The organism is Streptomyces sp. NPDC102258, assembly GCF_055584685.1.
In genome coordinates, this window is the sequence record NZ_JBVJLO010000028.1 from 60,251 (window position 1) to 72,459 (window position 12,209).

The window sequence follows — 12,209 nt, forward strand, 5'->3', positions numbered from 1 at the left end:
GTCCCCGGCTTGGCAGCACACGGTAGGTGTCCGCTGAGCGGCAGGTGTGCATTTGATTCGACTGCTCGGGTAGTGCAGTCGGCTGAGGGGAGAAGGTATGACCGGTACACTCCGGCGTCCCCTGGGACGCGCGGCCGCGGTCCTCGCGACGCTCGTCGCCCAGCCCCTGGCCCTGGGGGCGGGACCGGCCCACGCCGCCGTGCAGTACTACGAAATCCGCTCCCCGGTCGGCATGTGCCTCAGCGTCGCGGGGTCCTCTCAACGCAACGGCGCGGACATCGTCCAGTGGAAGTGCCTCGGGATCACAGACCAGCGCTGGCGGGTCACCGACGTGGCGGACCAGCCGTTCGGCAAGCTCGAGGACCGACCGATCGGGAACCGCAGCGACCACGTGCTCTTCGTAAAGCTCAGGGCCCAACACAGCGACAAGTGCCTCGCCCTGGCCGGGGACCGGTTCGAGCTGGACACGGACGTCGTGCAGGCGGACTGCTCGGACCCGCAGGCAAGCACGGACTGGATGCTCCAGGGCAGCGGCGACCTTTTTCTGATCACGAGTGAGCATTGTCTCGGAGTGACGGACGGAAGCCGTCGCAATGGCGTACCCGTGGCGCAGCAGGACTGCAACGGGAACCCGCAGAAGTGGCGGTTCGTCCCCTGGGAGTGAAGGCCCGTGACTCGGTGCGCCTTCCGCTCCCGCTATGTGAGTCCGGTGGGATGGGGCGCATCGTGAGGCGTGCCAGCGAGCGGAACTACCCGTACTCGTTCCAGGCACCGGCAGGTGGTGGATCGACGGCAAGAAAGTGACTATAGGCGGACCAGAACGAGCGCGACCGAGGTGCGTGGGTGGCCGACAACCTGGCCCAGCACGCGTCACTGCTGCTCCAGGCCTTCCTGCAGCCGAGTGAGCAGGGCGGCGAACGCGGGGGTCATGGCGGCGTCCGACTGCTTGAGGACCGTCGAACGGCCGCCGTCCTCCACCGTTATCGTGTAGCTCATCGCATCCCTCGCCCTACTGGGCTGGTCCGCCTTGGGCGTCGCGACGGCTGCCGCCACCAGCCGGGCCAACTCCTGGGCAGCGTTCTCTGGCAGGGTGTTCGCATCCAGCACCTTGGGCGGGAGGCGGAGGTTGACCGCCGCCGCCAGCCCGCCGTGTGTCGCCAGAGTCAACTTCATTGCCTGCACCTCATTGCGGTGGGCCCAGGGTTCGTGATTGCGGTGGGCCTAGGGTTCGGGCGGCGGCAATGGCTGGTGTCAACCGGTCCCCTTCAACGCGGCCATTTCCTTGGCCAGCCTGGATATCTCGGCGCTCAGTTCCCCGACCTGTCTGGTCAGGGCTGCGAGGCCGTCCTGCCGGCTCACGCCCCCGTTCCCGCCGGCCGCGAGGCTCCGCGCCCGGGCGACCCCGGTCGGGACGCCTCTGATGGGGATCTCCACCCCTTGCCACGCCGCCAGTACAGCCGACTGCTCGACGCTGCCCACGCCGAAGAGTTCCCCGGCCTTCTGGAAGGTAGTGTCCGCGAAGTCCTGGAACTGGGTCTCGGCGCTGGACGCTTTGAGTGATTCATACCAGATGGGACCGGCACCCTCCCATGCGAATCCGCCGATGCCCACGGCGGCCAGGTGGAACGCCTTGTTCGGGATGCCCGAGTTGAAATGCACCCCGCCGGAATCCCCTTCCTCGCTGTCGGGCAGGTGAATGAATTTGCTCATACGGTCAGGCTGAGGGTCCTTTCCGAACAGGGCGTTGTCGTAGGCATGCCCCGGGGCCTTCATTGATCGCAGGGCGTCGGCATCGATCCCCGGGGTCCACACGTCAGCCCCGATCAGCCAGTCCGCCTCCTCGGCCGTCTGTTTCAGCGACCACTGCTTTACGAGCGACCCGAAAACATCCGATATCGACTCGTTCAGGGCACCGGACTGATTGTGGTACGCCAGTCCGGCGGTGTGTTCGGTGACTCCATGCGTCAACTCGTGCGCGATCACGTCGAGGGATCGTGTGAGGTCGCCCAACATCTTTCCGTCTCCGTCGCCGAAGACCATCTGTCGTCCGTCCCAGAACGCGTTGTTGAACTTCACACTGAAGTGAACGTAGCCGTCCAGGCGCATCCCGTGGTCGTCGATCGAGTCACGCTGGAACACCTCCTTGTAGAAATCGCGTGTCAGGCCGAGTCCGTCGAATGCTCGGTTTGCGGACTCGTCCGCGGACGCCGGACCGTCCTCCGATCTCGCCAAGTCAGCGGATGCGAGGAAGCTCCCCTGGTCGCAGTCGAAGACGGTGCGCCGACCGTTACCGGTTGCGGTTGCCGTCGGGCCGGCGAAGGACGCCCGGACCGCTCGTTCGCCCCGCAGGCGAGCGGTGGTCAGCAAGGTGTCCAAAGCGGCTTGGCGCACCTCGCTGTCTTCGCTCTCTAGAAGCCTCTTGAGAAGGTGCGGGGGGATGATGCAATTGAGTCGGGAGGTCCTGTTCATAGGACACCTCCTGGAGGTGAGGAGCACGGGCAAGCACGCGTCGATGCGCGGAGGGTTCGCGACGTTCGATGCGGCAGGACGCAGCGTTGCCACGGCCCCCCGCTGGGGGGATCGTGGACGAACGGCAGAAGCCCACTGGGCGTGGCAAGGGCGGGAGAAGCGTTGGCGCCGACACTCCCGGTTTCCAGAGGCGGGGCCATCCTCATACCACCAGTCTCCGGCCGCCCGTAGCTGCTGGCAAACGCAACTGGCCGTATCCCGGCTGACGCATGGCAGCCTCGGGAACGCCGACTCGTCGCGCCGGCGGGAAGACGAGGCCGCTTCCGCTTCGCTCGGACGGGCGCCTCACACCGTCTGCTTGTCACGCACGGGACGTACAACGCCCTTCCCCTTCCCGGGTCCAGCCAGTTGCGCTTTCAAAAGGTCATCCTTCAACCAGGGGCGGAGTCACCCATGGGGCACGACCGCAGGAGGTAGGGACGCCGATCACCGGCAGGCCGGTGAACACCGGACACGCGGTTAGGGCGGTGTCATTGTCGGACCGGCCCTTTGCGGCACCCGAACGCAGGAGCCTCCTCGTTCGGTCGTGCTCATCGTGTCAGCAGACAACGAGCCCGGAAGGCCAACCCCCGCGACTGCGGGCCCGAGCGGCCGCGACGAGCCCACCAATGCGCAGCCACCCGGCTACGGGTGCCGGCGGCCGTCGGGGGTGCTGCCCAATCGGGATGACGTTCCCCTGGACGACGTTCCCCTAGCTCCGGTGGCGTATCGCGGTGGGGTCTGCCCCACCCTGCGCCAGGGGGTTTGTCGGAGTGCTTGCGGCCGGGGAAACGCTCACTGAGCGGTGCAGTCAGAACCCGAGCCGCGATATGTCTGCTCCCCCGAGCACGGATTGATGAACGCTTCGTTCGTCAGCCTGAGAACACTTCGCGTCGTTGGCGCCGCCCTGCCCTGGGGCGCTCTGTGGCGTAGAGGACCGGGTGCGGCCCTCGTGAAGTGTCCGCTGGCCGACGCCGGCGCGGGGTTCGTGTCGGCCGGGCTGGCCCCTGCGGATGTTGACGTGATCCAGCACGTCATAGGGGCCCTGCTCATCATGGGAACCGGCAACATCGGTCTTGCTCTCGCCGGATTCGGCCTGGCGGCCACCATTTACGGCCCATGGCGCTGGGTGACCGTCCTGCCGGGCATCACGGCGATGACGGCCTTCGGGCTGTGCCTCTCCGGCCACTACCTCGACCTGGGCATGGGAGGCATGGAACGCGTCGCAGCCTTTCCACTCGGGGCCTGGACACTGGCCATCGGCGCGCGTGGTCTCATCCGCCGGGCAGGCCGTACGCATGATCCGATGCCTGCAGGGCGTGTCCCGCATGTTCCATCGGCTGAAGGACTACTTGGATTTCACGCCGGGCCATCCGTCGCTGGACCGCTTCCGGGCGTACCTGGACGGCGGGGCGGACGAGTTCCGTCTCCTGCCCGATACCAACAAGCTCTTCAGCGGTCTGCACCACATCGTCGAGGTCACCGCCGACAACACCGTGAGGATGACCCACCCGGCCACAGAGATCATCTTCACCGACAAGTGAACCGCGGCCGGTGCCCTGCCTGTTGGCGTCGCAGCCTGGTCGCCTCGCCAGGCGGGAGCACCGCGCCGTCGCTGGACCGTCCTGACCCGCCCGGGGCGCCCGCCTCCGCCGGACGTCATTTTTCACCGAGCTGGCCATCACGCCTTGCAGGAGGTGCCGCTGGAAGGCGAAGACGATCAACGGGACCACCAGGGACAGGAACGCACCCGGTGCGAGGACGCCGATGTTGCTTCCGAACTGCCGCATCTGGAACTGGAAAGCGACCGCGGTGTTCTTGCTTCCCACGCGGCGTATGCGCAGTACGTGCGGCAGGGCCGAGAGGCCGTGGTAAGGGCCGACAGGACCGCGGCCTGCGGCTGGGTGGTGGGTCTGCCTGACAACGGCGGCGGGAACATGTGGCCCACGGTCACCGTCGTGGCCCCGATCCTCGGCAGCGGAACGGTGGGCATGTTCGTGGACGCCGACGGCAGAAAGTCCCCATGGACGGTGGAGAACGACAGCCCCCGCGAGGACGGCAAGCCCTTCAGCTGGGGAGACAGCTCGCCGGTGACCAACGCCGGTGCTCCGGTCGCCGTACTGGCAAGCGGGGAGACGGCCAGTTCGGGCGAGCCGGTGGTGGTCGCCTTCTGGGGACGGCCGGATACGCGTTTCTTCGGCCAGCGCACCCGAGGCATCCCGACGGGCAACGCCCTGACCGCCTGCCAACGGAGCCATGCTGGTCCTCACAGAGGTCAAGGACCCCGAACGTACGGGGCGTAGGTACGACGCGCCGATTCCTCCCGACGAGGTGATCGACGCCGGCCGGGCGCTCCTCGGGACCCACCCGGACAAATCCCCGGCGGCGGCGAAAGACTGGCTGCTCCGGCAGGAGCCATGCCACTGACTGGCGTCAGGGTGCCGCTGCAGGGGCGGACCCTGGGAGGCGCCGACTCACTGCGAGCACCGTCGATGGAGCGGGTGTACTGGGCCGCCGCAACGCTCCCCAAGGACCTCCGTCAGTCCACCCGCCACCCTGCTGGGCCCCGACCGTCCCACAGGGCCGCGGGGACCTCATCCGGCTCGGCAGTTTCCACCACCGCCCGCGAGAACAGCCCCAAACCGCATCCTGGCCGCGCTCCGGTCGGCCTCGATGCCGGGGGCTTTGACCGGGCGTGCCGGGGCGGGGTACAGGGGCACCTGTGGCCCCCGTGCCCTTTACCGTGACCGGGGGGCGAGGCCGGGTGGCGGTGGGCGTGGTGGAGATCCCGATCACGTAGTCCAGTGCCGCGCCGGTTCAGCCCGAGCCGGAGCGCGGTGCTGTCGCCGTAGCCGGCGTCCGCCAGCTCAGTGGGACGTCCACGCCCCGGGACCTGGTTCCGTCGATCATGTCTCGCGCGCGCTGCCACTTCTCCAGGTGGCCCAGGTCGGCCGGGATGCCGCAGCATTCCCGGCGGGCGACCTTCACCGGGTCCACCGGATCCAAGTTCTGGTCCCAGGACTTGACAGGAATAGGAAGCAGTTGACCGGCCCGGAGGCGTGGTCGCGGGCCAGGTGCACCGACGCACCCACCTGGCAGTCGGTGACCTTGCCCGCTTGCCGATGTACTCCCGCGACACTCACGCGGAGGCGGCGCACCGTCCTTGAGGAACCCCGCGTGGTCCACGACCAGTCGGATCGATCTCCTCGTGCACCGGCCACGGTGCGGGTGGCCGCCTCGAGCATCTCCGGCGTGAACTCCACCAGATCCCTTTGGACCTGATCCACTCCCGGGTGTCACACCCAACAGCGCACGTAGCCCCAACAGGACACCGGATACCTGTCCAAGCCCTACTAGGGCAGGACGGTGACCGGAAACACTTGCCGGGCCGGCGTACGCAGGGCTGGGCAAGACTTCATTTTACGGGGAGCACGGCAGCTCTCTTGTGATGCCGGGGTACGTGATCGCGTCACCGGGGTACAGCGGCGCCCTGGCGGCCGAATGCTGCGCCTGAGCTGACACGGCAGGTATGAGGAGCGCCTGGAACCGCAGCCCGGCGGAGCGCGCCCGAGCCCAGTGAGGTTACTCCGGTTGTGACAGCGTGGCGTGTCCCCGCGAATGAGCCACGTGATATGCCATAGGTCTATGCGGAGAAAGTTTGATCTCGAGCGGTTGCGTGTTATCTCACGGCGACGGCGGGCGGCGGAAAAGTCAGCACCTGAGGGTCATGGGGCTGCCCCGGCCCAGGAAGCGGGTGGGCGCCGGCCCCAGAGGTGGGTGTTAGTCGCCTCGACCTTGCCGGGATTGGCGGCACTGGCCGCGACCTCGTTCACGTGGATGCAGGTCGAACAGGCCAGCAAGGAGCTACGCGTCTCTCAGGAAGGACAGATCACCACTCGGTTCAATACTGCAGTCCTTGACCTGGGGTCAGCCTCGTTGCACGTCCGGATCGGCGGGATCTACGCCCTCGGGCGCATCATGCAGGACTCACGACGGGACGATCAAACTGTGACCACAGTGCTGTCCGGCTACATCCGCGACAAAGCTCGACGGCCTACCAGGAATCCCGCTCAGCCAATGCCCCCGGCCGACGACGTCTACGCAGCGCTCACCGTCCTGGCCAACCGCCCAATCAATCCGCAACGGTTCGTTCCCAAACTGACCGAAATCGGCCTGGCACGCCTCAATAGCGACTCCGTACCGCTCTTCAAAGACAACAAATTGACCAAACTCAATTTCCGCTCCGTAGACCTGACCCGCTCAGACCTGAGTCAGGCGCTTCTCAAAAATGCCGACTTCCACCAAGGGGTGCTTCATTCCGCAGTGTTGAAACGGGCGGGGCTGGCCCTTTGTGACTTGAGTGAAGCATTCCTGACCGAAGCGATTTTGGTGAATGCTCAGTTCAATAACTCGAACCTCAGTCACGCCCATCTTCGGTCCGCCGACCTGACCGGAGCAGTCATTCAGGAGGAGACCAACCTCAGTGACGCCGATCTCTCGAAGGCAAACCTGACCGATGCCGACCTCAGCCACCAGACCCTGACCCGGGTCAAACTGGTCGGAGCCACCCTCACCCGCACCAACCTGGCCGGCGCCAACCTACGTGACGCTGATCTGCGAGGCGTTGACTTCGGCACTGCTGATCTACGCGGTGCCGATTTGCGTGGCGCCAACTTGAATCAGGCCCACCTGGAAGGCGCAAAGGTGGACGAGAGCACACAGGTGCACCTCAGTAAATGAGGGCTGCGGCGGTAAAGGAAAGGCAGCAGGGCGGGCCATTTAACGCGCCTGGTGCTGCGAGGAGCGGTGCGCTGATGCCGTTACCAGGAAGGCTTGCTGATTGGGTGGTCCAGCCACAGACGATAGGAATATGCCATCCCAGCGGACTCCTGCCTTCCAAGCAGCAGAACGAGCGCCGCACGACGTCCACGTCGAGGCAGGTCGGCAGGTGGATGGCAGGGAATACCAGACCCGGTGGCCGCCGTCGCAGGCGGAGTCGCGGACGTAGCAGGCATTCGCGCTGAACCATGACGTCGACGGCTTCCACAGCAGCAGTCCGTCTCGTGCCACCGCGCCGGGGTCGATCTCCCACTCCCCCGCCGCCAACGCATCGAACGCCGTCATCCGCCACCGCGCTCCACCGCCGCACGGCGTTCACCCACAACGCCGGCGTGCCCCCTCGCCCCAGGCAAGCACCACGGGCCCTGCCCTCCGGTGTCCGGCCACCCCAGGCCCACTGGCACCACCTCGAACTGGTCCACCAGCCGACTCCCGCCTGCCCCCGATGCACCCTCCACCACACCCGAGGGGGCAATCGGCCACACATGGGCCTACCACCGAGCCCACCAGCGCCGATGCCCACGCCACCACCACTGAGCCTTCGTGCCTCGTCGGCGCCACCGGACACATCCTCGACGTGCTCTACGTCCTCCACCGCGACCACCTCGCCCTGCGCATCCACGCGTCCGGCGCCACGGCACGGTCTCGGTCAGCATCACCGGGGCCCTCGACGAGGACGCGGGCGCGGCGTTAGGCCGTTTCTTAGCAATCACCTCGCGGCCCAGATGTGGATGGCCGCGAGGTGAAGGGCAACCGACGATCGGATGATCGGTAAGAAACGGCCTAGCGCTCTCCTCGCGCCCGGGGCGCCGGGGGCCCCGGGCCCTCCGTCCTGGCGCGGCGTGCCGACAGGCGGGCGCGAGGCTCGCTGGAGGCCTCCGCGACACACGGAGGGCTAGTCTAGGCCGTCTCTTCCGGATCTTGCCTGACCCGCGCCGCCCGGCACCGCACCTCGCCGCGTTGTCGAGGCACCCGAGGACGTCCAGTAATCGGGAGCCTCTCCGCCTTGCGATGCACGGCACCTGGGGGCACCTCCCAGCGGTAGCTGGGGGAGACGCGGGCTTAACCGACAAGATCCGAAAGAGACGGCCTGGCCGCCGCCTTGAGCCGTGACGCGCTTGGTTGAACCTGGTTACGAAGGTTGGCACCAGTGCTGTGGGCGCCGACTAGGCTCACCTCCGTGAGAAGGGTGAAGGTCACGGGGTTCGACGGCGCAGACGTCCTGGTGCAGCTTGTGGGTGCCGAAGGGGAGGGCGCCGAGATCGGTCGGATTCCTCGACATGAGGCGTCGATGCGTTGGATGGAGCATCCATCTGAGCTGTTTGAGGTCGGCCAGGAGATCGGTGCCGAAGAGATCGGGCGTTGGCGCGAAGGCCAGCTTTACCTCTCCGCCAGGGCGTGCGAGATTCCGGCCTTGCGGTCCTTCCTCCTCTCGCTCGAAGAAGGGCAGGTCGTCGCCGGGACTGTCTCCGAGGTGCACAACTTCGGGGTCTTCGTTCACATCGACGGGGAACCGGACGGTATGTGCACCGGCTTCATCCGGGTGCCGGATCTGACGTGGGGCTGGATCGACCACCCCTCCGAGGTAGTCGAAGCCAGCCAGCGGATCACCGCTGAAGTGATCGTTGCCGAGACCCGATCCGGTCAGGTCACGCTCTCCTTGAAGGCTCTGCAGGAAGATCCACTTACTCAGTTCGCGGATCAGGTCGGCCGGGTCCTCACCAGGCCCATCACCAAGGTCGTTCCCTTCGGGGTATTCGTGCATCTTGCTCCCGGTGTGGTGGGATTTCTTCATCTTTCTGAGCTGACTGACGAACCCGTCGAGACCCCGGATCAGACTGTCGATGCCGGCGAGCTGATCACGGTGAGGGTCGATGAGGTTGACCTCCAGCGTCACCGTGTGCGACTGGGTGCCGCTGGTGAAGCGGGCAAAAACTACTGAACTGGTATCAAGAAGCCATACAGCTCGCGACTGGTGCACCGGCTTGGGCACGGTGCCGTCGTTGAGGAGGGCCTCGACCGCGCCCGCGTATGCCGTCCCGGGCTCTTACGTCGTCCACATCTCCCGTTCCCGCAGAATGCCCTCCCGTACTCGGCCTGCAGCTCCGACATCCGGGGGATGGTGCTGTGTCAGCACCTCATGATCCGTAGCGGCTGAAACCTGGAGTTCGCCATTGCCGTCCGTCGGGCAGGATCGCGAGGGCCTCGTAGCCGTCCAGGGATTCCAGCCAGTCCTGTGCCCCGTCACCTCGGGCGAACGCGGCGGTGGCGTAGGCGTCGGTCAGGGTCAGGCGGGGGCCGATGAGGGTGAGGGAAGCGAAGGCGTCGGTGGGGTTGCCGCTGTGCGGGTCGTAGATGTGCATGCCGCGTTCGACGGTGCCCGACGTGGCGACGGCCAGGTCGTGGCGGGCGGTGATGACGGTGGCCAGTTCGCCGGGGTGGAGCGGGTGGGCGATGCCGATGTGCCACGCGGTGCCCGGGGCCGCCTGGCCGCGGATCTGGAGGTCGCCGCCGCCGTTGACGCACGTGTGGTGTGCGCCCGCGTCGTAGAGGAGCTGGGACGCGGATTCGGTGGCCCAGCCTTTGACCAGCCCCGAGGGGTCGAGGGCTCCCGCGGGGATGACGCTGAACCAGCCGTCGCTGGTGTGGGCGGCCTGTGCGCACAGGGACAGGACGTCGTGGACTTCGGGCGGGCAGTCCTCCAGTCGGATCTCGCCGCGGTCGAGGCGGCTGATGTGGCTGTCGGGCCGGTAGGTGGAGAACACGGAATCGACCTGGTGGAGGTGGTGCACCGCGTCGGCGAGGGCGTGGCGGATGGCGGGGGTCGGCCGGTCACGGATGTCGAAGGAGAAGACGGTGCCCATGACGTGCTCGACGTGGCGTAGCCCGGTCGTGGTGTCAGGCATGGGCCTGGTCCAGGGCGCTCTGGAGGGACTGGATGTAGCCCTGGCTGGTGTAGCTGGCGCCGGAGACGGTGTCGATGTGCGCGCTCTGGGCTCCGATGGCCTCCTGGGTGAGGCGGGGCAGGGCGTAGGCGGCGATCTCCTGGTCCCGGCCTCTGCGGTGGGGGGCCTGGAGGACCCTGATCGAGGTGATCTTGCCCTGGTCGAGGGTGGCGGCGACCTGCACGGTGCCGTACTGGGTGTCGACGGGATCTCCGGTGAACGTGCCCGTCCCGGTGGATGTGCCCGGTGAGGTGCCTGCGGGTGTGTGCGGGGCCGTGGGGTGGGGAGCCGCCGCGGCCGGGGTGGGTGGCTGGTGCGGTTTGAGGGCGAGCAGGGTGACGATCAGGGCGCTGATCCCGGTGGTGGTGAGGACGGCTCGACGCATGGCGGTTCTCCTCAGAACGCGAAGGACTCGTGGTGGATGCGCCGGGCCGGAATCCCGGCTTCGCGCAGGGCGCCGATCGCGGTCTCGGTCATGCCGGGCGGGCCGCAGAGGAAGACGTCGTACGTGGCCAGGTCGGGGACCAGGGCGCTCAGGGCCCGGGCGGTGAGGGGCGAGGAGTGCCCGGCCGGTTCGTGTTCGTCGACGATGTAGTGCACGGTGCCCCGTCGGCGGGCGGCTATCGCGTCGAGTTCGCCGCGCAGGGCGAGGTCGACGGTGCGGCGGGCCCGGTAGACGAGGGTCACCTGGCCGGGGAGCGTCTCGAACAGCACGCGCAGCGGGGTGATGCCGACCCCGCCGGCCAGGAGCAGGACCCTGGGGACGGTTCGGCGGTTCGCGGTGAAGGCACCGTACGGTCCCTCGGCCCATACCCGGGTGCCGGGCTTCAGGCGGGCGAGGGCGGCGCTGTGCCCTCCGGCGGTCTTGACGGTGATCCGCAGGTGGTCCGGGTGGGCGGGGGCCGACAGCGAGTAGGGGTTCGCGGTCCACCACATTCCGCGGGTGAGGAAACGCCAGCGCAGGTATTGGCCCGGCTCGCCGCCGAGGTCGTCGAGGTGCCGGCCGGTGAGGTGGACGGAGACAACGCCCGGTGCTTCGGGGTGGACCGCGGCCACGCGCAGGCGGTGGCGCAGTCCTCGCCGGACGGGGACGGCGAAGCGGTACCAGGCGACCAGGGCCCCGACCCCGAGGAACAGCGTGTACCAGGCGGCCTGTGCGGGGCGGTTGCCGACGAAGTCGGCTCCGTTGGAGAGCTGGTGGCCGAAGGTCAGGAAGACCGCCAGGTAGGTCGCGAAGTGCAGGTAGTGCCACGTCTCGTAGCTCATCCTGCGGCGGGCGGCGCGGGCGGACATGATCCCCGTGGCCACGAACAGCAGGAAGCCGGCCGTGCCCTTGAGCAGGTCGGGGTAGTGAAGGACGAGCGTGGAGGTCTGGCTGGTCAGGTTCGTGTGGGAGGTCAGCGAGTAGCCCCAGATGATCAGCAGGGTGTGCGCGAGGGCGAGGGACACGGTGCAGCGTCCGCCCCAGGCGTGCCAGCGGGCGAGCCGATCGGTGCCGATGGTGTGGTCCAGGAGCGGCACCCGGGCCATGAGCGCCAGCAGGACCGCGCAGGCGTATCCGGCCAGGAGACCGGTGATGCGTCCCGCACCGGTGAGCCAGGCCGCCGGGCCGGCCACCGAGTTCGTGTCGCTCCACCACAGGCCCAGCACCCCGGCGGCGCCGGCCCAGATCACCAGCGGCACCAGGAACGGGACGAAGCTGCGGCGCGGGCGCCGGTGGCGCAGCCCGCGGCTCGCATACGTCGTGGTGGTGAACGTGGTGGTCATGGCGCTCCTCCGGATGGGCACGTTCCGGCGATGGGGAGCCAGCCTCACAGCCCAACCTTTGTGTACCTTCTGAAACAGCGGGGTCGGCCGCTCTCAAAGAGCGTTTTGTCCCGTCGGGGGCGTTTGGCAGCTGTTTGAGTAGCGGAGTGG

At 67.7% G+C, this 12,209-nt stretch carries 10 protein-coding genes and 1 pseudogene; 5 read left to right on the top strand and 6 right to left on the bottom strand.

All coding sequences use genetic code 11. From position 1 onward, the window contains the following. Positions 1-97 precede the first annotated feature (97 nt). Entirely contained in the window at positions 98-664 is a 567-nt protein-coding gene (locus tag ACZ6ZT_RS32265) for an RICIN domain-containing protein (protein WP_469723813.1), read from the top strand. A 206-nt stretch (positions 665-870) separates the two neighbouring features. Here ACZ6ZT_RS32265 and ACZ6ZT_RS32270 read toward each other — a convergent pair whose 3' ends face one another. Next, the gene (locus tag ACZ6ZT_RS32270; protein ID WP_469723814.1) at positions 871-1,173 is read right to left on the bottom strand and encodes a protealysin inhibitor emfourin; all 303 of its coding nucleotides are present in this window, start codon (positions 1,171-1,173) and stop codon (positions 871-873) included. A gap of 78 nt (positions 1,174-1,251) precedes the next feature. Next, positions 1,252-2,469, bottom strand: a complete 1,218-nt coding sequence (locus ACZ6ZT_RS32275) for a M4 family metallopeptidase (protein ID WP_469723816.1) — start codon at positions 2,467-2,469, stop codon at positions 1,252-1,254. A 1,367-nt stretch (positions 2,470-3,836) separates the two neighbouring features. Here ACZ6ZT_RS32275 and ACZ6ZT_RS32280 point away from each other — a divergent pair. Next, positions 3,837-4,052 (top strand): hypothetical protein, encoded by a 216-nt coding sequence (locus ACZ6ZT_RS32280; protein WP_469723830.1) that lies wholly within the window; start codon positions 3,837-3,839, stop codon positions 4,050-4,052. A 120-nt stretch (positions 4,053-4,172) separates the two neighbouring features. Here ACZ6ZT_RS32280 and ACZ6ZT_RS32285 read toward each other — a convergent pair. Then, positions 4,173-4,310: pseudogene (locus ACZ6ZT_RS32285) on the bottom strand (carbohydrate ABC transporter permease); the annotation flags it as partial. A 66-nt stretch (positions 4,311-4,376) separates the two neighbouring features. Here ACZ6ZT_RS32285 and ACZ6ZT_RS32290 point away from each other — a divergent pair. The 3 genes from ACZ6ZT_RS32290 (at position 4,377) to ACZ6ZT_RS32300 (ending at position 9,289) form a co-directional block, all read left to right on the top strand. Then, positions 4,377-4,811, top strand: a complete 435-nt coding sequence (locus ACZ6ZT_RS32290) for a S41 family peptidase (protein WP_469723827.1) — start codon at positions 4,377-4,379, stop codon at positions 4,809-4,811. A gap of 1,501 nt (positions 4,812-6,312) precedes the next feature. Then, positions 6,313-7,248, top strand: a complete 936-nt coding sequence (locus ACZ6ZT_RS32295; RefSeq protein ID WP_469723817.1) for a pentapeptide repeat-containing protein — start codon at positions 6,313-6,315, stop codon at positions 7,246-7,248. A 1,279-nt stretch (positions 7,249-8,527) separates the two neighbouring features. Next, entirely contained in the window at positions 8,528-9,289 is a 762-nt protein-coding gene (locus tag ACZ6ZT_RS32300; protein ID WP_469723818.1) for a S1 RNA-binding domain-containing protein, read from the top strand. Between the two features lie 196 nt (positions 9,290-9,485). Here ACZ6ZT_RS32300 and ACZ6ZT_RS32305 read toward each other — a convergent pair whose 3' ends face one another. The 3 genes from ACZ6ZT_RS32305 to ACZ6ZT_RS32315 are packed head-to-tail and all read right to left on the bottom strand — an operon-like array spanning position 9,486 to position 12,059. Further along, a complete protein-coding gene (locus tag ACZ6ZT_RS32305; protein WP_469723820.1) occupies positions 9,486-10,253 on the bottom strand; it encodes an FAD:protein FMN transferase in 768 nt (255 codons plus the stop codon). Further along, the gene (locus ACZ6ZT_RS32310; RefSeq protein WP_469723821.1) at positions 10,246-10,677 is read right to left on the bottom strand and encodes an FMN-binding protein; all 432 of its coding nucleotides are present in this window, start codon (positions 10,675-10,677) and stop codon (positions 10,246-10,248) included. The genes ACZ6ZT_RS32305 and ACZ6ZT_RS32310 overlap by 8 nt, the downstream gene beginning before the upstream one ends. Before the next feature lie 11 nt (positions 10,678-10,688). Further along, positions 10,689-12,059: a ferredoxin reductase family protein gene (locus tag ACZ6ZT_RS32315; RefSeq protein WP_469723822.1), complete on the bottom strand. Its 1,371-nt coding sequence runs from the start codon at positions 12,057-12,059 to the stop codon at positions 10,689-10,691. Between the last annotated feature and the right edge of the window lie 150 nt (positions 12,060-12,209).

What these genes read in the sequence shown, in the direction of transcription:
- ACZ6ZT_RS32315 (WP_469723822.1), bottom strand. Translation starts at nt 12,059, where the DNA reads ATGACCACCACGTTCACCACCACGACGTATGCGAGCCGCGGGCTGCGC.
- ACZ6ZT_RS32270 (WP_469723814.1), bottom strand. Translation starts at nt 1,173, where the DNA reads ATGAAGTTGACTCTGGCGACACACGGCGGGCTGGCGGCGGCGGTCAAC.
- ACZ6ZT_RS32280 (WP_469723830.1), top strand. Translation starts at nt 3,837, where the DNA reads ATGTTCCATCGGCTGAAGGACTACTTGGATTTCACGCCGGGCCATCCG.
- ACZ6ZT_RS32275 (WP_469723816.1), bottom strand. Translation starts at nt 2,469, where the DNA reads ATGAACAGGACCTCCCGACTCAATTGCATCATCCCCCCGCACCTTCTC.
- ACZ6ZT_RS32305 (WP_469723820.1), bottom strand. Translation starts at nt 10,253, where the DNA reads ATGCCTGACACCACGACCGGGCTACGCCACGTCGAGCACGTCATGGGC.
- ACZ6ZT_RS32310 (WP_469723821.1), bottom strand. Translation starts at nt 10,677, where the DNA reads ATGCGTCGAGCCGTCCTCACCACCACCGGGATCAGCGCCCTGATCGTC.
- ACZ6ZT_RS32265 (WP_469723813.1), top strand. Translation starts at nt 98, where the DNA reads ATGACCGGTACACTCCGGCGTCCCCTGGGACGCGCGGCCGCGGTCCTC.